This window comes from Cyanobium sp. Candia 9D4 (assembly GCF_024346155.1).
Classification (GTDB): Bacteria; Cyanobacteriota; Cyanobacteriia; order PCC-6307; family Cyanobiaceae; genus Cyanobium; species Cyanobium minutissimum.
Genome location: NZ_JAGQCK010000008.1, coordinates 18,451 through 41,830, shown reverse-complemented (window position 1 = coordinate 41,830; position 23,380 = coordinate 18,451). Strand labels below are relative to the sequence as shown.

Below are 23,380 nucleotides of genomic sequence, written 5' to 3'. Positions count from 1 at the left end.
AGCTCCGCCCCCGTCGCCTCAGCCGGGGGGCCATCCAGCACCGAGCAGGGCCAGGGCCGGCAGGGTGAGCAGGAGCCACAGCAGTTCCAGCCGATCGCCCAGGGTCAGGATCCGCTCCACTCCGGCCCGGTCGGGGGGGCGGCCCCCTGCGGCCAGGATCGGCTTGATGCGCACCCCGTCGGCGTAGGTGTTGGCCCCGCCCAGGCGCACGCCGGCGGCGTGGGCGAAGGCCGCTTCCGAAACCCCGGCATTGGGGGAACGGTCAGGGGCCCCGTCCCGCAGGGCCGCCCGCAGCCAGTGGAGCGTCCGCCCGGGCCGGCCCGCCGCCAGGGGCAGGCTCAGGGCCACCAGCCGGGTGGGCAGCCAGGTGAGCAGGTCGTCAAGGCGGGCACCGGCGGTGCCCAGCCAGCGCAGCCGCCCGTGGCGGTAACCCAGCATCGAATCGAGGGTGCTGGCGGCCTTGAAGCCCCAGGCCAGGGCCAGGGGGCCGGGCAGGGGTGACGCAGGCGGGGCCGGCCCCAGCGACAGCAGCGCCGCCCCGGCCAGCATCCAGAACAGCGGGGCGAACAGGCCGTCGACGGCGTTTTCGGCGGCGGTCTCGGCGGCGGCGCGCAGGATCTCCGCCTCCGGCAGGTGGCTCACCTGGCGACCCACGATCCGGGCCAGGCGGGCCCGGGCCAGGGGCAGGTCGGGCAGGGCCACCAGCACGGCCCGCACCGCCCGCCCCAGGCTGCCCCCCGCCAGGGCACTGGCCAGGCCCAGCACCAGCAGGGGCACCCCGACGACAGGGATCCGCCGGGCGAGGACCTCCAGGCCCCAGCCCGCCAGGCCGCTGGCGCCCACCACCAGCAGGGTGAGCAGCAGACCCCCCAGCCGCAGGCGTCGGGGGGCGTCGCCGGCCCAGGCCTCCACCGCCCGGCGCAGGCCGGTGATGGCGGCGCCCATCACCTGGACGGGGTGCGGCGACCAGAGGGGGTCCCCCAGCAGCCGGTCGAGCCCGCAGGCGAACAGCACAAGCAGGGCGAGGCTCAAGGCCGGCGGCGCTGCAGCAGGGGCAGCAGCACACCCGCCCCCAGGAAGGCCGCCAGCTGGATCGGCAGGCTGCCGCCCAGGCCGATCAGCTGGGCGATCAGGCCCATCCCCAGACTGCCGGCCAGGCCCCCCAGGGCCGAGGACCGCTCCAGGACGCTCCAGTTCTGCTGCAGGTCGCCGGCCGGATCGACGCCGAGGGCCAGGCGGGCATCGGCCACGGCGGCCAGCAGGCCGAAGGGCACGAACAGCAGCACGGCCCCCCAGCCGCCGACGAACTGGGTCGCCAGCAGCAGGGCGGCCATCAGCAGGTAGGGCAGGCGCGGCGGCAGCCGCAGGCCCCAGGCTTCGGCGCCGGTCCGCCCCAGGCCGTAGGCCGTCAGCAGCAGGCCGAAATCGAAGCAGCTGCCCGCCGCCTGCTGACGTACCCACAGAGGCAGCAGGGCGAACAGGCCGCCGAGCAGCAACCCCTGCAGCACCCCGCCCGGCTCCAGGCGCCAGGGGGGCTGCTCCACCTCGGCGGTCGCTGCTGCTGTGGTCGCTGCTGCGGTGGTCGCCGCTGCCGCATCACCCTGGCCCTGCTCCATCCGGTGGCCGCTGGCCCGCAGGGCCCCGACCAGCGGCGCCAAAGGGAGCAGCAGCACCAGGGCGCTGCCGAACTGGAGCAGGGCCTTGCCGATGGGAAACAGCAGGGCCGTGAGCAGGCTGCCCGCCAGGCGGCCCGCCTCGGCTCCCGCCCGCAGCTCGCCGATCGGCACCCCCCAGTGGCCATGGAGCCGGCGTTGCAGCGGGTCCTGGGCCAGGCGCAGGCCCACCGCCAGCAGGGCGATGCCGAGCAGGGGGGCCAGAACGGAGGTGCCCGGCCCACCGGCGGCCACCGCCAACAGCAGCAGCAGGCTGAGCAGCTGGAGCAGGTAGCCGGGGCGGATCCGCTGGGGCAGGGGCAGCAGCATTGGCAGGGTGGCCAGGGCCGGCAGCACCCCGTTCACCAGCGGCGACGGGGTGAGGCCGCTGAGCAGCCAGGCGGTGGCGCCGATGGCCAGGGTGCCGCTGGCCTGGCCGCTGCTCCAGGCGAGGGTCAGCAGGCGCCGCTGCATGGGCTGGGGATCAGGCCGCCTTGAGCCAGCTGAACATGGAGCGCAGACCCTTGCCCACCTGCTCGATCGGATGGGCGGCATCGCGCTCGCGGGCCTTGGCCATCTCGGGCTTGCCCGCCTCGCACTCGGCCACGAAGTTGCGGGCGAAGGTGCCGTCCTGGATGTCGGCCAGGATGCGCCGCATCTCCGCCTTGGTGTCGGCGGTGATCAGCCGGGGGCCGCTGACGTAGTCGCCGTACTCGGCGGTGTTGGAGATCGAGTCGCGCATGGCGGTGAGGCCGCCCTTGACCATCAGGTCAACGATCAGCTTCACCTCGTGCAGGCACTCGAAGTAGGCCAGCTCGGGCTGGTAACCGGCTTCCACCAGGGTCTCGAAACCGGCCTTCACCAGTTCACTCAGACCGCCGCAGAGGACCGCCTGCTCACCGAACAGGTCGGTTTCGGTCTCCTCCTTGAAGTTGGTCTCCAGGATGCCGGCGCGGGTGCCGCCGATGCCCTTGGCGTAGGCCATCGCCAGGGCGCGGGCGTTTCCGGAGGCGTCCTGCTGGATGGCGAACAGGGCGGGCACGCCCTGGCCGTTCTGGAACTCCCAGCGCACGGTGTGACCGGGGCCCTTGGGGGCGATCATCACGACGTCCACGTCGGCGGGGGGCTGGATCAGCCCGAAGCGGATGTTGAAGCCGTGGGCGAAGCTCAGGACCTTGCCGGCGCTGAGGTGGGGGGCGATCTCAGCGGCGTAGACGGCCTTCTGGGCCTCATCCGGCAGCAGCACCATGATCCAGTCGGCCTTGGCGCAGGCGTCGGCCACGCTCAGCACCTCGAGGCCGTCGGCCCGGGCCTTGGCGGCCGAGCGGCTGCCGTCGTAGAGGCCCACCACCACGTTGATGCCGCTGTCCTTGAGGTTCAGGGCGTGGGCATGGCCCTGGGAGCCGTAGCCGATGATGGCCACCGTCTTGCCGGTCAGCAGGCTGAGGTCGGCGTCGGAGTCGTAGAAGAGCTGGGCCATTCCGGGCGGCGGGCAGGGCAAACGCAGACTTTAGGTGTGCGTCCGCGCGGGCCCCTGGCGTCCTCGCCCGGCGACTCAGCCGCCGGAGGCCTCCGAGGGGTGGGCGATCACCCGGTCGATCAGCCCGTAATCCTTGGCTTCGGCGGCGCTGAGGAAGTAGTCGCGGTCGGTGTCCTTGGTGACCTTCTCCAGGGACTGGCCGCACATCCCGGCCAGGGACTGGTTGAGCATGTCCTTGATGCGCAGGATCTCCCGCGCCTCGATCTCGATGTCGCTGGCCTGGCGCTGGCTGGTGCCGCCCAGGGGCTGGTGGATCATGATCCGGCTGTGGGGCAGGGCCAGCCGCTTGCCCTTGGTGCCGGCCGCCAGCAGGAAGGCGCCCATGGAGGCCGCCAACCCGACGCAGATCGTCACCACGTCGGATTTGACGTACTGCATGGTGTCGTAGATCGCCAGGCCGGCGGTCACCGAGCCACCCGGCGAGTTGATGTACAGGTAGATCGGCTTGGAGCTGTCATCGGAGTCGAGGTACAGCATCTGGGCCACCAGGCTGTTGGCGATCCCGTCGGTCACCTCCTGGCCGAGGAACAGGATCCGCTCCACCCCGAGGCGGGTGTAGATGTCGACCCAGCGCTCGTACTGGCTGCCGGGGAGGCGGTAGGGAACGCTGGGGGTGCCGATGGGCATGGCGGGAAGGCTCCCGTTCGGAGCCGGAGAGAGTGAGGAGGTGGAGAGGGGTGGCCGGTGGCCGGGGGTCGGTGCTCAGCCCACTGGGGCGGCCGTCGGCAGCTCCTTGCGGCTGGTCAGCACCCGGTCGATCAGGCCGTAGGCCATGGCCTCCTCGGCGGTGAGGTAGGTCATGCGGTCGGAGTCGCGGGAGAGCTCGTCGATGCTCTTGCCCGTGTTCTCCGAGAGGATCTCCAGCATGCTGTGCTTGTTGTGCAGCACTTCCTTGGCCCGGATCTGGATGTCGCTGGCCTGGCCGCGGGCACCGGAGCGGGGCTGGTGCAGCACGATCGAGGCGTGGGGCAGGGCGGCCCGCTGGCCCTTGGTGCCGGCCGAAAGGATCATGGCGGCGGTGCCCATGGCCTGGCCGATGCAGATGGTGTGCACGGGCGGCTTGACGTAGCGCAGGGTGTCGCAGATGGCGAAGGCTTCGGTCTCGAAGCCGATCGCATCGCCCGAGTACCAGCTGGTGCCGGTGGAGTTGATGTAGAAGAAGATCGGCTTCTCCGGGTTGTCGAACTCCAGGTAGAGCAGCTGGGCAATGATCAGCTCGGTGACGTCGATGCCCATCTGGCGCTTGGCGTCGTCGTCGGAGAAGAGGGGCAGCCCCAGATAGACGATCCGCTCCTTGAGCAGCAGGGACGGCAGATCCGGCGGCGGTGTGCGCATCACCGCGGAATCGCCGTAATAGGGGGCCGACACCGTCATCCGCGCTCACCAGCAGTCGTGAGGCAGGAGCCTAGCCGGGGCCAGGAGGCTGGTGCTCCTGCAGGGCGACGGGTTTCCCGCCCTGCTTGTCGGCAGCCCGGCCGTTGCCCCGTTCAGCGGGCCGTTCGGGGCTGCGGTCGCAGCGGGCGAAGACCATGCGGCCGGTGGGGGTCTGCAGGGCGCCGGTGACGGTGACGGGCAGCCGCTCGCCGATGCGGCGCCGGGCATCCTCCACCACCACCATGGTGCCGTCTTCCAGGTAGCCGACGCCCTGGTCGGCCTCCTTGCCTTCGCGCACGATCTTGAGCTGCAGGCCATCGCCCGGTTGCACCTCGGGCCGCAGGGCGATGACCAGTTCGCTGAGGTTCAGCACCCGCAGCTCCTGCACCTGGGCCACCTGGGCCAGGTTGAAGTCGGCGGTGAGCAGGGTGCCGCCGGTGTCGGCGGTGAGCTTGAGCAGCTTGTCGTCGGCGCCGTTGCCGCTGTAGCGGGTGCTGTTGATCACCAGGCGGCGGCCGTAGTTCTCCCGCAGTTCGGTGAGCAGCTTCAGGCCCCGCCGCCCCTTGGCCCGCTTCTCACCGTTGGAGGAGTCGGCCAGGGCCTGGAGCTCGTCGATCACGGCCTGGGCGACGATCACCTGGCCCTCCAGGAGCCCGGAGGCCAGCAGGCCGCGGATGCGCCCGTCGATGATGACGCTGGTGTCGAGGATCTTGGCGGTCGCGGGCAGCAGCACCCCGTCGGCCACCAGCAGGGCCTCGGTGCTGGCCGGGTTGAACAGGCGCAGCAGGGTGCGGCCGTGGACCTCCGCCAGGTTGTACCCCAGCACCCCGAAGAAGACGTTGCTGAGCACCGCCGCCAGCGGCTTGACCAGCACCACCTCCCAGGGCAGGGGCAGCAGCAGGATCGGCGCCAGCAGCAGGTTGGCCACCAGCAGGCCCAGGATCAGTCCCACCGCCCGGCTGATCAGCAGGTCGGTGGGCATGCTGCGCACCTGGGCCATCAGGCGCCGCCGCAGCTGCTGGAAGAAGATGCCGGCGATCAGGCCGAAGAAGGCGCCGAAGCCCCCCATCACCGAACGCAGGCCTTCCTGGTTGGTCACCTCCAGCAGCAGCTGTTCCGGCAGCAGGTCAACCCCGAGCCAGCCGGTGGCTGCCCCTGAGATCAGGAACAGCAGCAAGATGAGGGTGTCCACCATGCTTCGAAGTCCCGACGCCTCGGCCGCCCGGCAGGTATGGAAAGAAGCTTGGCCGATCTTCCGCCGTTTGGGTCCCAGGGATTACCGCCCGTGATGGATCCCCGATCCGCCTACGTCCACATTCCCTTCTGTCACCGGCGCTGCTTCTACTGCGATTTCCCGGTGGTGCCCCTGGGGGACCGGGCCGACGGGGCCTCCTCCGGCTCCATCGCCGCCTACCTGCCCCTGCTGCACCGGGAGATCGCCAGCTCCCCGGCCGGCCCGCCACTGGCGACCGTCTACCTCGGGGGCGGCACCCCCTCGATGCTGACCGGCGCCCAGGTGGCCGGCATCCTGGAGGCGCTGGAGTGTCGCTATGGGCTGGCCCCGGGGGCGGAGCTGACCCTGGAGCTGGATCCGGCCAGCTTCGATCAGGACCGCCTGGCGGACTACCTGGCCGCCGGCATCAACCGGGTCAGCCTGGGGGGCCAGAGCTTCGATGACCGGGTGCTGGCGGAACTGGGCCGGCGCCACCGGCGGGCCGACCTGCGGGAGGCGGCCGGCTGGCTGCGCCAGGCCCGCCGCCGGGGGCATCTGGCCAGCTGGAGCCTGGACCTGATCCAGGGGCTGCCCCGCCAGGGCCTGGCCCACTGGGACGGCCAGCTGGCCGAGGCCATCGCCCTGGAGCCCCCCCATCTGTCGGTGTACGACCTGAGCATCGAGCCGGGCACCGTCTTCGAGCGGCGCCTGGCCCTGGGGCAGCTCGAGCTGCCGCCGGAGGATCTGGCCGCCGACCTGATGGACCTGACCTGGAGCCGGCTCAGCGCCGCTGGCTTCGGCCACTACGAGGTGTCCAATTACGCCCTGCCCGGTCACGCCTCACGCCACAACCGCGTCTACTGGAGCGGTGCCGGCTGGTGGGGGTTCGGCATGGGCGCCACCGGCGCCCCCCGTGGTCGCCGCCGGGCCCATCCCCGCACCCGGGCCGGCTACGCCGAGGCGGTCGGCGCCGGGGAAGGGGGCGTGGCGGAGCGAGGCGTGGAGACGGGGGGCGAGGAGGGGGAGGGCATGCCCTTCGACGAGCGCCTGATGGTGGGCCTGCGCTGCCGCGAAGGAGTGAACCTGGAGCGGCTCGCCCGGCAGGAGCGCCTGGCGCCCGCGCTCCTCGACGGGCTGCGGGCGCGGCTCGGGGACTATGAGCGGCGCGGCCTGCTGCGCGTCGAGGGGCCCCGCTGGCGGCTGGCGGATCCGCAGGGGCTGGCCCTCAGCAATGGGGTGCTGCGGGAGATGCTGGCCTGGTGGCAGGAGCTGGAACAGACCTCGCCCCGGGCGCAGCCGGCCCCTGCTCCCTGACCCAGCGGCCCAGGACCTCCACCGCCAGGGCCCGGCCCTGCATCAGCGGCGGGCTGAAGGGGGGCTGGCGGGTGGTGAGCCCCAGCAGGTCAGCCGTCACCCGCACCTGGCCGTCGCAGCCGTCGCCGGCGCCGATGCCGATCACCGGCACCGCCAGGGCGCCGCTCAGCTCCGCGGCCAGCTCCGCCGGCACGTGCTCGAGCACCAGGGCGAAGCAGCCGGCCTCCTGCAGGGCCCGGGCCCGCCGCCGCAGCCGCTCCTGGCTGACCGGATCGCCGGCCTGGCGCCGGTAGCCCAGCTGATGCACCGACTGGGGGGTCAGCCCCAGGTGGCCCATCACCGGGATCCCGCTGCGCACCATCCGGTCGATCACGGCCAGGGTCTCGGGTTCGGCACCCTCCAGCTTGACCGCCACCGCGGGCGTCTCCTTCAGCACCCGGCCCGCCGCCGCCACGGCCGCATCGGCGCCGCACTGGTAGCTGAGGAAGGGGAGGTCGCAGATCAGCAGGGGCGGATCCTGGGGCGCCGCCGCCGCCAGCCCCCGGCCGGCGGCGCGGCAGTGGTGGAGCATCTCCTCGAGGGTCACCGGCAGGGTGGTGGCGTGGCCGAGCACCACCATCGCCAGGGAGTCGCCCACCAGCACCGCATCCACCCCGGCCCCGGCCACCACGGCGGCGGAGAGGGCGTCCCAGGCGGTGAGCACGGTGATCGGCAGGCCCGCCTGCTTGCGCCGTGTCAGATCAGCGGGTCGCAGGGGCACGGCACGGGGTTCGCAGGGGGCATTGCTAGCATCGACCTGACTCGGACCCACGCGGCTCTGACGCCCAAATCTGGTCAGGACCGGAAGGGAGCAGCCACACGGGATGCTCAGGGCAGGCGTGGATTCCGGGTCACCCTCTTCAAATGAACCCCTTCAAGCCGCGCTGAACCATTGCGCTGACCGGCTCCGGGGCCCGCTGGTGGCTCAGTCGACCCGGTTCTGGCGGTTGATCAGGAAGGGCGGGATCATGGCTCCCCGCTCCTCCGGCGTGTGGGTGAGGGTGTCGGCGAAGCTGGCGGCGGGACGCTCCGGCCGGTAGTGACCGCCGCTCTGGAAGCCGGTGGCGATCACCGTGACGTGGATCTCCCCCTCCAGGGATTCGTCCACCACAGCCCCCACGATGATGTTGGCGTCGGGATCGACCACGTCGTAGATCACCTCCGAGGCGGTGGTCATGTCCTCCAGGGTCATGTCCTTGCCGCCGCTGATGTTGATGACGCAGCCGTTGGCCCCGTCGATGCGGGCCGACTCCAGCAGGGGGCTGCTCATGGCGGCCTGGGCCGCCTCGATGGCCCGGGAACGGCCGGAGCCCACGCCGATGCCCAGCAGGGCGGTGCCGGCATCGGCCATCACCGAGCGGATGTCGGCGAAGTCGACGTTCACCAGCCCGGGCCTGGTGATGATGTCGGTGATGCCCTTGACGCCCATCCGCAGCACATCGTCGGCGGCGCGGAAGGCCTCCTGGAGCGGCGCGCCGGCGATGGCGTCCCGCAGGCGGTCGTTGGGAATGATGATCAGGGTGTCGACATGCTCGGCCAGGCGGGCGATGCCTTCCTCCGCCTGGCGCAGCCGCTTGCGGCCCTCGAAGCCGAAGGGTTTGGTGACGATGCCCACGGTGAGGGCGCCGCACTCCTTGGCCACCTCGGCCACGATCGGCGCCGCCCCGGTGCCGGTGCCGCCGCCCATGCCGGCGGCGATGAAGACCAGGTCGGCCCCCTCCAGGGACTGCTGCAGGTCGGCCCGGGACTCCTCCGCCGCCTTCTGGCCGATCACCGGGTTGCCGCCGGCCCCCAGGCCCCGGGTGAGCTTCTGGCCCAGCTGGATGCGCTGGCCCGCCGCCGACTGCAGCAGGGCCTGGGCGTCGGTGTTGAGCACCCGGTAGCCCACCCCGTTGAGGTCGGTGGCGATCATCCGGTTGACCGCGTTGCTGCCGCCTCCCCCCACGCCGATCACCTCGATCCGGGCCGACTGGCTCGGGACGATCCCGTTGCTGCTGGGCGAGATCTGGCTCATCGCGTGGGGCTCCTGCGGGGACGAAAGATCGACGTGGTAAGGGCGGTCCTGATCGCGCGACATCGCGGGAGGGGGAGTGTGGCCGTTGATCTGCGGCTGCATTATGTCGGTGGCCAGCTCAGCCAGAGTTGCCGATAGATCACATTGGACCGAATCTCAGCAGGGCGCAACGGCCTGTGAGGATTGTCTGGCGGCGTTTCGGGCTGCCGCCGGCTCCAGCGGCGGTCTCACTGGGTGCCGGCGGGAGCCGGGCGTGGCGCCTCGGCGGCGGCTCCGGCGGGACGGGGCGCCGGGGGAGCGGGAGGTGCCGGCCAGGCCGCTGAACCGCTCGCCCCCCGGGCCCCCAGGCTGAGCTCCGGTTGCTCCGGGTCGGTCAGGTCGATCAGCTGGGGCCGGGCACCCTTCATGGTGGCCGGCAGGGTGCGGCTGAGGTGGGCGACCACCTCGAGTCGCCGGGGCAGCCGGGCGTCCGGGGGGCCCAGCCGCACCCGGCCCAGCTGGGTGGTGCTGAGCCAGAGGCTGCCGTCCGGCTCGAAGCGGATCTCCTTCAGGCCGGGGCCGAGCACCTCCCGTTCCTTGAGCACCTGGGCCAGCACGGCCCGGTGGCGGGCGTTCCAGCCGACCACCAGCAGGGACAGGTCCCCCTGGCTGCGGATGCCCATGTGCTGGCGGATGCTGATCCAGTTGCCGAGGCCGTCGACGAAGCCCATCTCCGGGCCGCGGTCGGTGCGCCGCACCGCCCGGGCCACCGCCTCCCGGTCCTTCAGCTCCACCCGCAGCCGCGGCGGCAGCATCAGCCGGCTCACCTTCACCTGCTCCACCGGCAGGGCCCCCATCAGGTCACTGGCCACCAGACGGGGCTGGAGGCCCATCAGGGGCTGGGGAAAGCGCAGGCCCGCCGCCGCGATCACCTGGTCGCGGCTGACCACGGCGCTGCCGAGCACCTCCACCTGATTCGGTTCCCGCAGGGTCCAGCCCTGCCGCAGCAGCAGGTAGCCCAGGCCGACGGACATGCCGCTGAAGACCAGGATCCGCCACAGCTGGCGCAGCCGCTCGCTGCGGCGCTGACGGCGCAGTTCCTTGCGGCGCAGGACCCCCGGCGGCAGCGGCGCTCCCGGCGAGGGGGGGGCTCCCCGCGAAGAGGGGATCCGCTTCACAGCTCGCAGCGGGAGCGGGCCATGAGTTCATCCATCCAGGTGCGCGCCCGGCGGGCATCGGAGAAGGGCAGCTCCTCCTGCTGGCCGCCCCCCACCAGCCGCAGGCGGCAGGCCCCTTCGCTCTCCTCGGTCAGGGGGGCCTCCCCGGAGCTGAGGGAGAGCAGCTCGACCATTTCCAGCTGCTTGATGGTGAAGCGTCCCACCGGCTGAAAGCTGCCGGCCACGAACTTGCTCCAGCTCAGCTCCCCGTCGACGAGCCGGGCGGCCCCGCAGCCGTCCAGCTTGGCAAGCTCGGCGCCGCTGGCCCAGTCGCGGAACAGCTGCTGGCGCCGCCGCTCGACCCAGCCGAGGGCCACCAGGAGCACGAAGGCGCCCAGCAGGGGCAGCCAGAGCAGGCCATGGATCACGGCGCCGTTCCTTCCACGTTCATCCGGAGCTCCGATCCTCCCGCGCCCTGCACCAATTGGTGCACCAGGTCGGGGAGAGGACATCCACTGGCCTCCCACAGCATCGGGTACATGCTCTGGCTGGTGAAGCCCGGCAGTGTGTTGATCTCGTTCAGCCAGAGATTGCCGGTGGCCTCGTCGTAGAAGAAGTCGACCCGGGCCAGCCCTCCGGCGTCCACCGCCCGGCAGGCGGCCAGCGCCATGGCCCGCGCCCGCTCGCTCACCGTCTCGTCCACGGGCGCGGGGATGACGGTGTGGCTGTGGCCTTCGCTGTACTTGGTCTCGTAGTCGTACCAGTCGGCGTCGAAGCGGATCTCCCCCAGCACCGAGGCGCTGAGGCCGTCGCCGGGTCCACCGGGCCGCCGCAGCACGGCGCATTCGAGCTCCCGGGCCCGGACGCCCTGCTCCACCACCAGCCGCCGGTCGAGGTCCGCGGCCAGCTCAAGGCCCCGCAGCAGGCCGGCACGGTCGCTGGCCTTGCTGATGCCCACCGAGGAGCCCATGTTGGCCGGCTTGACGAAGCACGGGTAGCCGAGGCTGCTCTCCAGCCGCTCCAGCAGGTCCTCCGGACCGCCGGCGGCGCCCAGCTCGTGGGCGGCGACGCAGGCGTAGGGCACCTGGGGCAGGCCGGCGGCGGCGAAGGCGGCCTTCATGGCCTGCTTGTCCATCCCCAGCGCCGATCCCAGCACCCCGGAGCCCACGTAGGGCACCCCCATCAGGGTGAACAGTCCCTGGATCGTGCCGTCCTCCCCGTTGGGGCCGTGGAGCACCGGGAACCACACCTCGATCTCCAGAGCGCCCTCGGGAAAGCCCCGGAAGCCCCCCGGCTCCGCCGCTCCCGGCAGATCCCCGGGCTCGGCCGGCACCCCCCGCTCCAGCACGGCGGTGGCCACGGCGTCGGGCCACCAGCGGCCGCCGCGATCGATGTAGAAGCTGCTGACCCGGTAGCGCTCGGCGTTGCCCCCGCTGCGCAGTCCCCGCAGCACGGTGCGGGCGGAGAGAATCGAGACGGCGTGCTCGCCGGAGGCTCCCCCGAACACCAGGCCGACGCGGGTGGGGGGAGGAGCCATCGGCACAGGGAAGAGGGCCAAACGTATCAGCGAATCCCGCCCCGGCCCAGGGGCCGGCCGCTGAGGCTGAACGGCCGCACCGTCTCGATCTCCACGTCCACCAGGTCGCCGGGGGCGAAGGGGCGGCCATCGCCGGGGTCGGCGGCGAAGAAGGTGAGCCGATTGGTGCGCGTGCGACCCATCAGCTGGCCCGGGTCGCGGGGGTTGACCCCCTCGGCCAGCACCTGCTCCCGCCGCCCCAGGTAGCGGGCGCTGCGCTCTGCGGCCACCCGCTCCACCAGGGCGTTGAGCTCCTGGAGCCGTTCCACCTTCACCGCCTCCGGCAGCTGGTCGGGCCAGTCGGCCGCCGGCGTGCCCGGCCGTGGCGAGTAGGCGGCGGTGTTGACCTGGTCGAAGCCGATCGACGCGATCAGCGCCAGGGTGCGGCGGAACTGGGCATCGGTTTCGCCGGGGAAGGCCACGATCACGTCGGCGCTGATGGCCGCATCGGGGAGGCGCTGGCGGATGCGATCGATGATCCGTCGGTAGCGCTCCACGGTGTAGCCCCGGGCCATGGCCCGCAGCACGTCGTCGTCACCGCTCTGGAAGGGGATGTGGAAGTGATCGCAGACCTTGGGCAGGTCGGCGCAGGCGTCGATGAGACGGTCGGTGAAGTAGCGGGGGTGGCTGGTGGCGAAGCGGATCCGCTCGAGGCCCCGCACGTCGTGGACCGACCGCAGCAGATCGGTGAGGGTGTGGGCCCGGCGACCCTCGGCGGTGATGCCGGGCAGGTCGCGGCCGTAGGCATCGATGTTCTGCCCCAGCAGGGTGACCTCCCGGTAGCCCCGCGCCGCCAGCCCCTCCATCTCGAGGCGGATCGCCTCGGGCAGGCGCGACTGCTCCCGGCCCCGCACCGAGGGCACCACGCAGTAGGTGCAGTGCTCGTTGCAGCCGTAGATCACGTTCACCCAGGCGCAGACGGCACTGTCCCGCCGGGCGGTGGTGATGTCCTCGAGGATGTGGTGCTCGTCGGTGGCCACCACCTGCTGGCCGGTCTCCACCCGGGTGAGCAGCGCCTCGAGCCGGTTGGCGTGCTGGGGGCCCATCACCAGATCCAGCTCCGGCACCCGCCGCAGCAGGGACTCCCCCTCCTGCTGGGCCACGCAGCCGGCCACCACCAGCGTCAGGCCGGGATTGGCCCGCTTGCGCTGGGCCTGCCGCCCCAGATAGCTGTAGACCTTCTGCTCGGCGTTGTCCCGGATCGTGCAGGTGTTGTAGAGCACCAGATCGGCACTGTGCTCGTCGCTGCCGGGGGTGTACCCCATGGTTTCGAGGATGCCGGCCATGCGCTCGGAATCCGCCTTGTTCATCTGGCAGCCGAACGTGGTGATCCAGTAGCTGCCGCGCCGTGCCGACGGCGCCTGGTCGGCCTGGGGGCCGGAAACGGTGGCTGTCATGGGATCCAGTTTCCGCTATCGCCCCACCGGCGCCAACGCGGCGGCTGTGGCAGCGTGAACCTCCCGGCCCCTTTCTGGCATGCGCTGCCGCCTGAGCCGTTTCCCCCTCACCAAGGCGGTGCCCCTGGCCATCAGCCGCGGCACCACGGCCGCCGTCGAGCATCTGCTGCTGGAACTCGAGCACGACGGCACCACCGGCCGCGGCGAGACCGGCGGCTTCGACACCGGCCACCGGGCCTTCCGCACCGACGATCTGGCCGCCGAGCTGGAGGCCGTCCTGCCGGCCCTCGAGCGCGCCACCCCGGAGCCGTTTCAGGCCCTCGACCCCCTGCTGGACAGCCTCTCGCCCCCGGCCCGCTGCGCCGTCGACCTCGCCCTGCACGACTGGTGGGGGCAGCGGCTGGGCCAGCCCCTGTGGCGGCTCTGGGGCCTCGATGACGGCGCGATCGTTCCCACCAGCGTGACCCTGGGACTGGGCAGCGAGGCGGCGGTGCTGGAGCGCCTGGAGCGCTGGTGGCAGCAGCTGCCCGCCAGCCGCATCAAGCTCAAGCTCGGCAGCCCGGAGGGCCTCGACCACGACCGGGCCCTGGTGCGGGCGGTGGCCCAGGCGCTGGAGCGGCGCCACCAGAGCCATGGGCTGGCCGGCGAGCTGCAGGTGGATGCCAACGGCGGCTGGACCCTGGAGCAGGCCCTGCCGATGCTGGGCTGGCTCGACGCCCAGGGGGTGGTGCTGGTGGAGCAGCCCCTGGCCCCCCTGGAGGATCCCGAGGCCGACTGCGCCGCCTTCGCCGCCCTCGAGCTCGACTGCCCCATCGCCCTGGTGGCCGATGAGAGCTGCTGGAACCTGGCCGACCTGGTGCGGCTCGCCCCCTACGTCGACGGGGTGAACATCAAGCTGCTCAAGAGCGGCGGGCTGGCGGAGGCCCTGCTGATGGCCAGGGCCGCGCGGCGCCTGGGCCTGGGGGTGATGCTCGGCTGCTACTCCGACAGCGCCCTGCTCAACGGGGCCGCCGCCCAGCTGCTGCCGTTGGTGCGCTGGCCGGATCTCGACAGCCACCTCAACCTGGTGGACGACCCGTTCGTGGGTCCGGCCCTGGTGGGAGATCGGCTGGTGCCCGGTGCGTCCCCGGGACTGGGGGTGGGCCGTGCTCGGCTCTGATGACCCGATCGTGCTGCTGCAGCACGGCGGCCTCGACAACCTGAGCGGCAAGACGGGCCTGGCGATGCTGCGATACCGCCACGGCCCGATCGTGGCGGTGGTGGATCCGGACCACCGCGGCGCCGACCTGCGGGCGCTCACCGGCATCGAGCGGGCCGTGCCCGTGGTGGGGTCCCTGGCGGAGGCTCTGCCCTTCGCTCCCCAGGTGGCGGTGGTGGGCCTCGCCCCCTCCGGCGGCCGGCTGCCGCCGGCCATGGGCGCCGACGTGGCAGCCGCCCTGACGGCGGGGCTGTCGCTGGCCAGCGGTCTGCACAGCCGCCTGGCGGACGATCCGGCCCTGGCGGCCCTGGTGCGGCCGGGCCGCTGGATCTGGGATCTGCGCCGGGAGCCCCCCGGCCTGAGCGTCGGCTGCGGCCGGGCCGCGGCGCTGCCGGGCCGCCGGCTGCTGGCGGTGGGGACGGACATGTCGGTGGGCAAGATGAGCGCCTGCCTGGAGCTGCTGGCCGCCGCCCGGCGCCGCGGCCGCGACGCCCGCTTCGTCGGCACCGGCCAGGCCGGCATCCTGATCAGCGGCGGCGGTGTGGCCCTCGATGCCGTGCGCATCGACTACGCGGCCGGAGCGGTGGAGGCGGCGGTGCTGGCCGCCGCCGAAGGGGCCGGCCCGGAGACCCTGGTGCTGGTCGAGGGGCAGGGCTCCCTCTGCCACCCCGGATCGAGCGCCACCTTGCCCCTGATCCGCGGCAGCCAGCCCACCGATCTGCTGCTGGTGCACCGCGCCGGCCAGCGCACGATCCAGCGGCTGGCGGACTTCCCCCTCCCCCCCCTCGGCCGGGTGATCGCCGGCGTCGAGGCGCTGACGGCCCTGGGCCGGCCGGCGGGATCCGCTCCACCCCCCAGGGTGGCGGCCATCGCCCTGAACACCGCCCACCTGGACGGGCCCTCGGCGGCGGCGGCGCTGGTGGCCACCGCCAGGGAGACGGGACTCCCCTGCCTCGATCCGGTGCGGCAGGGTGGCGAGGCCCTGCTGGAGCTGCTGTTCAGCCAAGAAAGAAGCCCGACGCCGTAGCGCCGGGCCTGAAGGGCGAGCGAGGGGACTCGAACCCCCGAATGGTGGCGCCACAAGCCACTGCCTTAACCACTTGGCGACGCCCGCCGCGGTCTTTGCCAATGTATCAAGCGAGCCTGCCGGCCCCCCCCCTCTTGCCACCGCCGACCACCGCCACCCGCACCGTTTCCGGCCTCCTGGGCCTCACCGCCGTCGCGGGGGGCCTGATCGGCCTTGCCGTCACCAACCCCGGCCCGGCGGCCTTCGAGGACTTCGCCGCCGAGAAGCTCACCGAACTGGCCAGCGAGGAGCTGTGCCGCAACGAGGGGCTGCCGCTGCTGGCCCGGTTGCTGATCCAGAACTGTCCGGAGCTGGTGCGCTCCCAGCGGAAGGTGCTGGGCCGCCTGGCCCGGGAGCATTCACGCCGTTACAACTTCGGCCTGCTGAGCATCTACGGCACCCGGCTGGGGGGTGAGAAGGTGCTGCCCAACTGGAGCATCCCCCGGTACGACGCCGTCACCCTGGCGATGGCTGGGCATTTCGTGCTCCTCAGCGCCGGTGAGAGCGCGCCGGGGAGTCCGATGCCGTGACCGGGGCGCCGCCGCCCGGCCGCCCGCCCCTTCCGCCCGGCCAGCTGCCGCCCATGCGGATCCCCAGGCTCCTGCTCGACCCCTGTGCCCCCCTGCCGGCCGCGGACGACCATGGGCTGGTGACGGTGCGGCTGGAGCATGGCGAGGGCCGGATCCGGGCCATCCACGGGCTGGCCACCGGCTGCGGCGGTGACGGGGAGGGCGGCGCACCGGCGCCCCTGGCGCTCACGCCGCTGGTGGAGCCCCATGCCCACCTCGACAAGGCCTTCAGCGCTGAGGCGTTCCCCAACCCAGAGGGCACCATGGCGGGTGCCATGGCGGCGAACGGCCGGGAGGCGACCGTCCGGCAGGCCGAGGCGGTGCGGCGGCGGGGGGAGCGGGCCCTGGATCAGGCCTGGCGCTACGGCCTGCGGGCGATCCGCAGCCACATCGACAGCCTCGGCCCCTGGGCCAGGCCCAGCTGGGAGGTGCTGCTGGAGCTGCGCGACCGCTGGCGCGGCCGGGTGGAACTGCAGCTGGTGGCCCTGGTGCCGGTGGGCCACTGGCGCACCGCCGAGGGGCAGGCCTTCGCCGCCTGGGTCGCCGCCCGCGGCGGCCTGCTGGGGGGGGTGCTCGGTGCCCCCTTCCGCTCCACACCGGCCGACCGAGCCGGCCTGCTGGCCCTGCTGCGGCTGGCGCAGCGCCTCGGCTGCGGGGTGGATCTGCACGTCGACGAGAGCGCCGACGACCACGGCCGGGGCGTGGCCCTGGTGAGCGAGCTGCTGCTGCGGCACCGCATCGTGGTGCCGCTCACCTGCAGCCACGCCAGCAGCATGGGGCTGCTGGCCGACCGCCCCTGCCGCCGCCTGGCGGAGGCGATGGCGGATGCGGCGGTGGGGGTGGTGGCCCTGCCCAGCACCAATCTCTGGCTGCTGGGCAAGCACCAGCGCCGCACCCCGTCCCTGCGGCCCCAGGCCCCGATCCGCCAGCTGCAGGAGGCCGGGGTGACCGTGGCCGTGGGGGCCGACAATGTCCAGGATCCCTGGTTTCCCGGGGGGGATTTCGATCCCATCGCCCTGCTGCGCTTCAGCCTGGCCGCCAGCCACCTGATGCCCTGGCGGCGCCTGGGGCTGAGCCCCTTCAGCACCGCTGCGGCCCAGCTGCTGGGCCTGGAGTGGGACGGGGTGCTGCGGAAGGGGGCCCCGGCCGATCTCGTCGTGCTGGGGGCCACCTCCTGGACCGAACTGCTGGCCCGCCCACCCCGACGGCGGGTGCTGCGGGCCGGCCGCTGGCTGGAGCCGCCCCCCTGCGAAGACCCCTCCCCACCCCTGGCCGCCTGCCATGCCTGACACCGCCATCCCGGGGAGGCTCCCCGCAGCGCCCGATCCGGCACGGATCCAGGCCCTGGCCGCCGAGCTCGCTGCCAGCCCGCTGGGCCTGACGCCGATCCTCGCCCCCGCCGAACTGGGGCGGCTCTCGGCCGACTTCCACGACTATTCCCCTGTGCTGGAGCCGCTGCTCAAGGGCCGCCGTGCCCAGCTGGTGGTGAAGGTGGAGCGCGTGGAGCAGGTGATGGCCGTGGCCGGGGCCTGCGCCCGCCACCGGGTGCCGCTGACCCTGCGGGGTGCCGGCACCGGCAACTACGGCCAGTGCGTGCCCCTGGCCGGGGGCCTGGTGCTCGACATGGGCGGTCTGAACCGGCTGCGGTCGCTGGACCCAGACAGCGGCGTGATCGAGGCGGAGTCAGGCTGCATCCTGGCCCACCTCGATGGTCAGCTGGTGGCCCACGGCCGGGCCCTGCGGTTGGCGCCCAGCACCTACCGCAGCGCCACCCTCGGGGGCTTCATCGCCGGCGGATCGGGCGGCCTGGGGTCCCTGCGCTGGGGATTCCTGCGCGATCCGGGTCACCTGCTGGGGCTGGAGGTGGTGACGCTGGAGGCCGAGCCGCGCCTGCTGCGTCTCGACGCCGCCGCCAGCGCCGCCCTCAACCACGCCTACGGCACCAACGGCATCATCACCGCCCTGCGGATGGCCACCACCGAAGCGGTGGCCTGGGAGCAGCTGGTGGTGGGGTTCGCCCGCTGGGAGGAGGCCTTGGAGGCCTCCCGGCTTCTGCCCACCACCGCCCTGCTGCTCAATGCCCTCTGCCTGCTGGAGGCCCCGGTGGCGGCGGCCATGCCCTGGCCGGCCGGCTGCCCCACCGCCAGTGCCGGCGAGCACCGGCTGCTGCTGCATGCCGCCCCCGACAGCCTCGAGGCCCTGCCGGGCTGGCTGGCGACCCGCGGCGGCCGGATCCTCTGGCAGGGCCGGCGGCCGGAGCCGGGTCGGGGGCGGGGCCTGCCCCTGGGGGAACTCACCTGGAACCACACCACCCTGCACTGGCGGGCCCAGGCCCCCGACTGGACCTACCTGCAGCTGCTGCTGCCCCGGCCGGAGGCGCCCCTGCTGGAGGCGGTGCGCGGGCGCTGGGGCACCGACGTGCTCTGGCACCTGGAGGCGGTGCGCCACCTGGGGGCGCTCCGGCTGACGGCCCTGCCCCTGGTGCGCTGGAAGGGGCCCGAGGCCCTCGCCGACCTGGTCGCCCAGTGTCGCGAGCTGGGGGCGGTGCCCTTCGATCCCCATGTGATCACCGTCGAGGATGGCGGTCTGGGGGTGGTGGACGCCGATCAGGTGGCGGCCAAGGCCGCCTTCGACCCCGCCGGACTGATGAACCCGGGCAAGCTGCGGGGCTGGATGGGCTAGGGAACGCCCCGTGCGATCAGCGGCAGTCGAGGCTCAGGCGGGTGTCGGCGCCGGTCACCGGGTTGGTGCCCCGGGCCTCGCGGCAGAGGTTGCGCTGGTCCACCCGGTCGAGCAGGGCATCGGTGAAGTCCGCATCGGTGACCGTGGCGCCGGTGAAGTTGCTGCCGGAGGCGATCGCTCCGCGCAGCACTGCCCCGGTCAGGTCGGTGCCGCTCATGTCCACCTTGTCCATCAGGGCGTCGCTGAGATCGGCGCCATGGAAGTCAGCCTCCGGAAAGGCGGCCTGGGTGAGGATCGCCCCGTGCAGATCCGCGTCCCGGAAGCGGGCCTGGCGGCCCGTGGCCCCGGCGAAGGAGCTACCGGCCAGCTGCTGGCCGCTGAAGTCCTTGCCGCTCTGGTTGGTGAGGGTGTAGTCGACCCGGTCCTGGAAGTCGGCGAGGGCGCCGGAGGGGGCCAGCAGCAGCAGGCCCAGCAGCAGGCCGAGCAGCGCGCCGGCCAGGTGCAGGGACGGCCGGCGGGGGCTGCCCGCGGGCCGGGGGGCATCGGAGGCGGGGGCCGTCGTCATGGGCCGGGGCTGCCGGGGACCCCTCCAGGCTGGCCCGACCCGGGGACTTCGTCAGCCTCGGGGGCGTCGAACAGGGGCAGCACGGCCCCCAGCAGGAACAGGGAGCCGGCCACCACCGGCAGCGGCCCGCCTGGCAGCAGGCTGTCCAGTCCGGCGGCCAGGCTGCCGGCCGGCTCGAGCTGGTCGGCCTTCCCCGGACAGGCGGCCGCCAGTTCCTCCAGCGTCCAGCTGGCGTGCTCGGGCACCGCCACCACCGCCGCCCGATCGCCGGGGCGCAGCAACTGCTCCAGCATCACCGCCCCCTCCTTGTGGCGCTGGATGCCCAGCAGCCAGCGGCGCGGCCGGATCCCCTCAACGTCCCCCTGGGCACCCCCGTCGAGCCGGTCGAGTTCGCGGCGCAGGGTGGCCGCCGCCGGTGGATTGTGGGCCCCGTCGATCAGGAGCTCGCGGCCCCGCCAGCGGTGCCGCTCCAGCCGACCGGGCCAGCGGGCCGCCGCCAGGCCGGCGCGGATGGCCGCCGCGTCCAGGGGTGTGCCGGCCAGGGGGCCGTCCGGGGCGGTCAGGGCCCGGGCCATGGCCACCGCCACGGCGCCGTTGTGGCGTTGCAGCTCCCCCGCCAGCCCCAGGTGGGGCCCGCCGTCGGCCACGGCGGGCAGGGGCTCCAGCCACTGCAGGCTGGCGCCGCGCTGGCGCGCCTCCGCCTCCAGCACCCGACGGGCCTCGGGCTCCTGGGCGGTGCTGAAGGCCCGGCAGCCCGGTCCCATCACGGCGGCCTTCTCGGCGGCGATGGCGGCCAGGGTGTCGCCCAGGTGTTCGCGGTGGTCGAGGCCGATGGCCCCGAAGCCGATCACGGGGCGGCGGGGGTGGGCGGTGGTGGCATCGAGCCGACCCCCCAGGCCCACCTCCAGCACCGCCAGATCCACCCGCTCACGGGCGAAGTGATCGAAGGCCGCGGCCGTGATCAGCTCAAAGGGGGTGAGCCGGAGGCGGCGGCCGATGGGCTGCCAGCGGGCCAGGTCGTCCCGCAGGGTGGCAGGGGTGATCCAGGCGTCATCGACCTGGATGCGCTCGCACCAGCTCACCAGATGGGGGGAGCGGTAGGTGCCGACATGCACGCCGGCGGCCCGCAGGATCGCATGCAGGAAGGTGCAGATCGAGCCCTTGCCGTTGGTGCCGGCCACCTGGGCGGCGGCGAAGCGCCGCTCCGGGTGGCCCCCCTCGGCCAGGGCGCCGGCCAGCCGCTCCAGGCCCAGGTCGACGCCGCGGCGGGCGAAGGGCTCGAGCAGGTCGCCCAGGTCGACCGGGGGGGGCAGCGGGGACGGCACGGACGGAGGGATCAGGCCAGGCTGCGCAGGGCCTTTTCCAGGCGCTTCACCGCCTTGCGCAGGTGACGGGGCCTGATCACCAGCGGCGGCACGAACCGGACCACACCGGGGCCGGCCGGCACCAGCAGCAGGCCCTCCGCCATGGCCGCCTTGACGATCTCCGGAGGGGTGGGTCCGCCCTCGCGCAGCACCAGGCCCCGCAGCAGGCCCCAGCCGCGCTCGCCGGCCAGCTGCCCGGGGTGCCGGACCACCAGCTCCTGGAGCAGGGACTGGAGCAGGGCACCGTGGGCGCCCACCTTCTCCAGCAGGCCCCGGCGTTCGATCTCCTCGATCACCGTGAGGCCGGCGCGGCAGGCGAAGGGGTTGCCGCCGAAGGTGCTGGCGTGGTCGCCGGGGCGGAAGTGGTCGGCCACGGCCTTCACGGCCAGGGCACCGATGGGGATGCCGCCGCCGAGGCCCTTGGCCATGGTCAGGGCGTCGGGCTCGACCCCGAGCTGTTGGTAGCCCCACCAGTGGCCGCTGCGGCCGACGCCAATCTGCACCTCGTCGAAGATCAGCAGGATCCGGTGGGCATCGCAGAGCTCCCGCACCCGTCGGAAGAAGGCCGGATCGCCGGGGTTGACCCCGCCCTCACCCTGGATCGGTTCGAGCAGCACGGCCGCCACCCGGGGCCCATCGGCCTCACAGGAGGCCAGCAGCGCTTCGAAGGCGGCCGTGTCGTTGTAGGGGAAGTAGCGGAAGCCCGACACCATGGGCTCGAACCCCTGGTGGTACTTGGGCTGGCCCGTGGCGGTCACGGCCGCCAGGGTGCGGCCGTGGAAGCTGGCCTCGGCGGTGAGGATCAGCGGATCGGCGATGCCGCGCACCTGGTGGCCATGTTTGCGGGCCAGCTTGATGGCCGCCTCGTTGGCCTCGGCGCCGGAATTGCAGAAGAAGACCCGGTCGGTGCAGCTGCGGGCGGTGATGGCCGCGGCGAGGGCCTCCTGCTCCGGAATCCGGTAGAGGTTGGAGACGTGCTGGAGCCGGCCCAGCTGCCGGCAGAGCCGCCGCTGCAGCACCGGATCGCTGTGGCCCAGGGTGCAGACGGCGATGCCGGCCACCATGTCCAGATAGCGCCGTCCCTGGTCATCCCAGAGCCAGACGCCGCGGCCCCGGCTCAGCGCCAGGGGGTAGCGCCCGTAGGTGTCCATCACCGGGGAGGAAAGCGGCGCGACGGGTGCCGGCTCGATGGGAGCGGTGGGACTCGAACCCACATGCCCGAAGGCGCTCGATTTTGAGTCGAGTCCGTCTACCAATTCCGGCACGCTCCCGAAGGGAGGACTCTAGGCGGCGGCGGTGGGCAGCCTGCGGATGGAGGCGCCGGCGGCGTTGAGTTTGCCCTCCAGATCGGCGTAGCCCCGGTCGAGGTACTCCAGGCCCCGCACGGTGGTGATGCCGTCGGCGGCGAGGCCGGCGAGCACCATGGCGGCGGAGGCGCGCAGGTCGGTGCCGTGGACGGGGGCGCCACTGAGGCGGGCCACCCCCTCGACGCAGGCGGTGTTGCCCTGCATGCGGATCGAGGCACCCATGCGCTGCAGTTCGGCCACGTGCTGGAGGCGGTTCTCGAAGATGTTCTCGACCACCATGCTGGTGCCCTCGGCGGTGGCCAGCAGGGCCATGAAGGGGGCCTGCAGGTCGGTGGGGAAGCCGGGGAAGGGCTGGGTGCGCAGATCCACGGCCCGCACCTTGCTGGCGGTGAGGATCAGGCCCTGGCCATCGGCCTCGATGCGGCAGCCCGCCTCCTCGAGCTTGGTGATCACGGCACCGAGGTGCTCGGGCAGGGCGGGGAACACCCGCAGCCGGGAGCGGGTGATGGCGCCCGCCAGCAGGAACGTGCCGGCCTCGATGCGGTCGGGGATGACGGCGTAGTCGGCGCCGTGCAGCCGCTCCACCCCGACGATGGTGATGGTGGGGGTGCCGGCGCCGCGCACCTTGGCGCCCATCGCCAGCAGCAGCCGGGCCAGGTCGATCACCTCCGGCTCCTGGGCGGCGTTGTCGATGACCGTCTCGCCGTCGGCGAGGGCCGCCGCCATCATCAGGGTCTCGGTGGCGCCGACGCTGGGGCAGTCGAGGTGGATGTGGCCGCCGGTGAGGCGGCGCTGGCGGCCCGGCACCACGGCGGTGACCACGCCGTGCTCGATGGTGACCTGGGCGCCGAGGGCCTTGAGTCCCTTGACGTGCTCCACGACCGGCCGGGTGCCGATCTGGCAGCCGCCGGGCAGGGGCACCTGGGCCATTCCCATGCGGGCGAGCAGGGGACCGATGCAGAAGAAGCTGGCCCGCAGGCTGTTGACCAGCTCATAGGGCGGGGCGGCCGTGGTGATGTGGTCGCCATGGAGCACGATCGCGTCACCGCCGCGCTGCACCCGCACGCCCAGGGCCGAGAGGATCTCCCCCATGGCCGTGATGTCGGTCAGGGGAGGCACGTTGCTGAGCCGCAGCCCGTCCTCGGTGAGCAGGCAGGCGGCCATCAGCACCAGGGCCGAATTCTTGGCACCGCTGACCCGCAGTTCCCCGTCCAGACGCCGTCCACCACTGATCTCCAGCCTGGTGCCGGCGATGGCCTTGACAGGCATGGGGGATACGGTCATGGACAGGAGTCCTGGTATCAATTTCGGGGGCATCTTGACAACGAATGATCCCGTCGTCTAGGGGGTCGCCGCTCAAACTGTCTTGGCGCC

General features: G+C 73.1%; 22 protein-coding genes, 2 tRNA genes and 1 other RNA gene. 7 read left to right on the top strand and 18 right to left on the bottom strand.

Annotated elements, in window-relative coordinates; genetic code table 11:
* Window positions 1–18 precede the first annotated feature (18 nt).
* The 6 genes from cbiB to KBZ08_RS13680 form a co-directional block, all read right to left on the bottom strand.
* Entirely contained in the window at window positions 19–1,032 is a 1,014-nt protein-coding gene (gene cbiB, locus KBZ08_RS13705) for an adenosylcobinamide-phosphate synthase CbiB (protein ID WP_254973688.1), read from the bottom strand.
* Entirely contained in the window at window positions 1,029–2,126 is a 1,098-nt protein-coding gene (locus tag KBZ08_RS13700; RefSeq protein ID WP_254973686.1) for a hypothetical protein, read from the bottom strand. Before KBZ08_RS13700 ends, cbiB begins: the two co-directional genes overlap by 4 nt.
* Window positions 2,127–2,136: 10 nt before the next feature.
* Window positions 2,137–3,132, bottom strand: a complete 996-nt coding sequence (gene ilvC, locus KBZ08_RS13695; protein WP_106220584.1) for a ketol-acid reductoisomerase — start codon at window positions 3,130–3,132, stop codon at window positions 2,137–2,139.
* 75 nt (window positions 3,133–3,207) lie between these two features.
* On the bottom strand, window positions 3,208–3,819 hold the full coding sequence (locus KBZ08_RS13690; RefSeq protein WP_106220585.1) for an ATP-dependent Clp protease proteolytic subunit: 612 nt from the start codon (window positions 3,817–3,819) through the stop codon (window positions 3,208–3,210).
* A 75-nt stretch (window positions 3,820–3,894) separates the two neighbouring features.
* Window positions 3,895–4,566 (bottom strand): ATP-dependent Clp protease proteolytic subunit, encoded by a 672-nt coding sequence (locus KBZ08_RS13685; protein ID WP_106220586.1) that lies wholly within the window; start codon window positions 4,564–4,566, stop codon window positions 3,895–3,897.
* Between the two features lie 31 nt (window positions 4,567–4,597).
* Window positions 4,598–5,761, bottom strand: coding sequence for a PIN/TRAM domain-containing protein (locus KBZ08_RS13680; RefSeq protein WP_106220587.1), 1,164 nt, complete (start codon window positions 5,759–5,761; stop codon window positions 4,598–4,600).
* A gap of 93 nt (window positions 5,762–5,854) precedes the next feature.
* Here KBZ08_RS13680 and hemW point away from each other — a divergent pair, with 93 nt between their 5' ends.
* Window positions 5,855–7,093 carry a radical SAM family heme chaperone HemW gene (gene hemW / locus KBZ08_RS13675; protein ID WP_254973683.1) on the top strand — a complete coding sequence of 413 codons (1,239 nt, stop codon included), beginning with the start codon at window positions 5,855–5,857 and terminating at the stop codon, window positions 7,091–7,093.
* On the opposite strand, the gene panB is transcribed toward hemW, so the two are convergent.
* Window positions 7,005–7,847 (bottom strand): 3-methyl-2-oxobutanoate hydroxymethyltransferase, encoded by an 843-nt coding sequence (panB, locus tag KBZ08_RS13670; RefSeq protein ID WP_106220742.1) that lies wholly within the window; start codon window positions 7,845–7,847, stop codon window positions 7,005–7,007. The two genes, hemW and panB, sit on opposite strands and share 89 nt — an antisense overlap.
* Window positions 7,848–7,891: 44 nt before the next feature.
* On the opposite strand from panB, the gene ffs reads away from it, so the two are divergent.
* Window positions 7,892–7,988: signal recognition particle sRNA small type (ffs, locus tag KBZ08_RS13665), an RNA gene on the top strand.
* Window positions 7,989–8,057: 69 nt separating this feature from the next.
* Here ffs and ftsZ read toward each other — a convergent pair.
* From ftsZ to miaB, 5 genes are all read right to left on the bottom strand, one after another.
* Window positions 8,058–9,146 carry a cell division protein FtsZ gene (gene ftsZ / locus KBZ08_RS13660; RefSeq protein ID WP_015108978.1) on the bottom strand — a complete coding sequence of 363 codons (1,089 nt, stop codon included), beginning with the start codon at window positions 9,144–9,146 and terminating at the stop codon, window positions 8,058–8,060.
* Between the two features lie 227 nt (window positions 9,147–9,373).
* Window positions 9,374–10,303, bottom strand: coding sequence for an FtsQ-type POTRA domain-containing protein (locus KBZ08_RS13655; protein WP_254973681.1), 930 nt, complete (start codon window positions 10,301–10,303; stop codon window positions 9,374–9,376).
* Window positions 10,300–10,710 carry a hypothetical protein gene (locus KBZ08_RS13650; protein WP_106220590.1) on the bottom strand — a complete coding sequence of 137 codons (411 nt, stop codon included), beginning with the start codon at window positions 10,708–10,710 and terminating at the stop codon, window positions 10,300–10,302. The genes KBZ08_RS13655 and KBZ08_RS13650 overlap by 4 nt, the downstream gene beginning before the upstream one ends.
* Complete coding sequence (locus tag KBZ08_RS13645; RefSeq protein ID WP_254973679.1) at window positions 10,707–11,819, bottom strand: D-alanine--D-alanine ligase family protein; 1,113 nt, start codon at window positions 11,817–11,819, stop codon at window positions 10,707–10,709. The genes KBZ08_RS13650 and KBZ08_RS13645 overlap by 4 nt, the downstream gene beginning before the upstream one ends.
* Before the next feature lie 26 nt (window positions 11,820–11,845).
* A complete protein-coding gene (gene miaB / locus KBZ08_RS13640; protein ID WP_254973677.1) occupies window positions 11,846–13,255 on the bottom strand; it encodes a tRNA (N6-isopentenyl adenosine(37)-C2)-methylthiotransferase MiaB in 1,410 nt (469 codons plus the stop codon).
* Between the two features lie 79 nt (window positions 13,256–13,334).
* Between miaB and KBZ08_RS13635 the strand changes: the two genes are divergently transcribed.
* A complete protein-coding gene (locus KBZ08_RS13635) occupies window positions 13,335–14,414 on the top strand; it encodes a dipeptide epimerase (RefSeq protein ID WP_106220593.1) in 1,080 nt (359 codons plus the stop codon).
* On the top strand, window positions 14,401–15,480 hold the full coding sequence (locus KBZ08_RS13630; RefSeq protein ID WP_254973675.1) for a DUF1611 domain-containing protein: 1,080 nt from the start codon (window positions 14,401–14,403) through the stop codon (window positions 15,478–15,480). The genes KBZ08_RS13635 and KBZ08_RS13630 overlap by 14 nt, the downstream gene beginning before the upstream one ends.
* Before the next feature lie 14 nt (window positions 15,481–15,494).
* Here the strand turns inward: KBZ08_RS13630 and KBZ08_RS13625 are convergent.
* Window positions 15,495–15,567: transfer RNA gene (locus tag KBZ08_RS13625), tRNA-His, on the bottom strand.
* 47 nt (window positions 15,568–15,614) lie between these two features.
* Here KBZ08_RS13625 and KBZ08_RS13620 point away from each other — a divergent pair.
* Genes KBZ08_RS13620 through KBZ08_RS13610 form a run of 3 tightly spaced genes read left to right on the top strand, consistent with a single transcriptional unit; the run spans window position 15,615 to window position 18,770 of the window.
* The gene (locus KBZ08_RS13620) at window positions 15,615–16,049 is read left to right on the top strand and encodes a DUF4359 domain-containing protein (RefSeq protein ID WP_106220594.1); all 435 of its coding nucleotides are present in this window, start codon (window positions 15,615–15,617) and stop codon (window positions 16,047–16,049) included.
* 53 nt (window positions 16,050–16,102) lie between these two features.
* Window positions 16,103–17,377 carry an amidohydrolase family protein gene (locus tag KBZ08_RS13615; protein ID WP_254973674.1) on the top strand — a complete coding sequence of 425 codons (1,275 nt, stop codon included), beginning with the start codon at window positions 16,103–16,105 and terminating at the stop codon, window positions 17,375–17,377.
* Window positions 17,370–18,770: an FAD-binding oxidoreductase gene (locus KBZ08_RS13610; protein ID WP_254973672.1), complete on the top strand. Its 1,401-nt coding sequence runs from the start codon at window positions 17,370–17,372 to the stop codon at window positions 18,768–18,770. Before KBZ08_RS13615 ends, KBZ08_RS13610 begins: the two co-directional genes overlap by 8 nt.
* 16 nt (window positions 18,771–18,786) lie before the next feature.
* Here the strand turns inward: KBZ08_RS13610 and KBZ08_RS13605 are convergent, their stop codons facing one another.
* The 5 genes from KBZ08_RS13605 to murA all read right to left on the bottom strand — a co-directional run bounded on the left by KBZ08_RS13605 (window position 18,787) and on the right by murA (window position 23,290).
* Window positions 18,787–19,335, bottom strand: coding sequence for a pentapeptide repeat-containing protein (locus KBZ08_RS13605; RefSeq protein ID WP_254973670.1), 549 nt, complete (start codon window positions 19,333–19,335; stop codon window positions 18,787–18,789).
* A complete protein-coding gene (locus tag KBZ08_RS13600) occupies window positions 19,332–20,660 on the bottom strand; it encodes a folylpolyglutamate synthase/dihydrofolate synthase family protein (RefSeq protein WP_254973668.1) in 1,329 nt (442 codons plus the stop codon). Before KBZ08_RS13600 ends, KBZ08_RS13605 begins: the two co-directional genes overlap by 4 nt.
* A gap of 11 nt (window positions 20,661–20,671) precedes the next feature.
* Window positions 20,672–21,850 (bottom strand): aspartate aminotransferase family protein, encoded by a 1,179-nt coding sequence (locus KBZ08_RS13595; protein ID WP_254973666.1) that lies wholly within the window; start codon window positions 21,848–21,850, stop codon window positions 20,672–20,674.
* A 38-nt stretch (window positions 21,851–21,888) separates the two neighbouring features.
* Window positions 21,889–21,970 (bottom strand) — tRNA-Leu (locus KBZ08_RS13590).
* A 12-nt stretch (window positions 21,971–21,982) separates the two neighbouring features.
* Complete coding sequence (gene murA / locus KBZ08_RS13585; RefSeq protein WP_106220598.1) at window positions 21,983–23,290, bottom strand: UDP-N-acetylglucosamine 1-carboxyvinyltransferase; 1,308 nt, start codon at window positions 23,288–23,290, stop codon at window positions 21,983–21,985.
* Between the last annotated feature and the right edge of the window lie 90 nt (window positions 23,291–23,380).

Excerpts from the sequence above, each read along its gene's own strand:
- KBZ08_RS13700 (WP_254973686.1), bottom strand. The coding sequence starts at position 2,126 with ATGCAGCGGCGCCTGCTGACCCTCGCCTGGAGCAGCGGCCAGGCCAGC.
- ilvC (WP_106220584.1), bottom strand. The coding sequence starts at position 3,132 with ATGGCCCAGCTCTTCTACGACTCCGACGCCGACCTCAGCCTGCTGACC.
- KBZ08_RS13690 (WP_106220585.1), bottom strand. The coding sequence starts at position 3,819 with ATGCCCATCGGCACCCCCAGCGTTCCCTACCGCCTCCCCGGCAGCCAG.
- KBZ08_RS13685 (WP_106220586.1), bottom strand. The coding sequence starts at position 4,566 with ATGACGGTGTCGGCCCCCTATTACGGCGATTCCGCGGTGATGCGCACA.
- KBZ08_RS13680 (WP_106220587.1), bottom strand. The coding sequence starts at position 5,761 with ATGGTGGACACCCTCATCTTGCTGCTGTTCCTGATCTCAGGGGCAGCC.
- hemW (WP_254973683.1), top strand. The coding sequence starts at position 5,855 with ATGGATCCCCGATCCGCCTACGTCCACATTCCCTTCTGTCACCGGCGC.
- ftsZ (WP_015108978.1), bottom strand. The coding sequence starts at position 9,146 with ATGAGCCAGATCTCGCCCAGCAGCAACGGGATCGTCCCGAGCCAGTCG.
- KBZ08_RS13645 (WP_254973679.1), bottom strand. The coding sequence starts at position 11,819 with ATGGCTCCTCCCCCCACCCGCGTCGGCCTGGTGTTCGGGGGAGCCTCC.
- miaB (WP_254973677.1), bottom strand. The coding sequence starts at position 13,255 with ATGACAGCCACCGTTTCCGGCCCCCAGGCCGACCAGGCGCCGTCGGCA.
- KBZ08_RS13635 (WP_106220593.1), top strand. The coding sequence starts at position 13,335 with ATGCGCTGCCGCCTGAGCCGTTTCCCCCTCACCAAGGCGGTGCCCCTG.
- KBZ08_RS13615 (WP_254973674.1), top strand. The coding sequence starts at position 16,103 with ATGCGGATCCCCAGGCTCCTGCTCGACCCCTGTGCCCCCCTGCCGGCC.
- KBZ08_RS13610 (WP_254973672.1), top strand. The coding sequence starts at position 17,370 with ATGCCTGACACCGCCATCCCGGGGAGGCTCCCCGCAGCGCCCGATCCG.
- KBZ08_RS13605 (WP_254973670.1), bottom strand. The coding sequence starts at position 19,335 with ATGACGACGGCCCCCGCCTCCGATGCCCCCCGGCCCGCGGGCAGCCCC.
- KBZ08_RS13595 (WP_254973666.1), bottom strand. The coding sequence starts at position 21,850 with ATGGACACCTACGGGCGCTACCCCCTGGCGCTGAGCCGGGGCCGCGGC.
- murA (WP_106220598.1), bottom strand. The coding sequence starts at position 23,290 with ATGACCGTATCCCCCATGCCTGTCAAGGCCATCGCCGGCACCAGGCTG.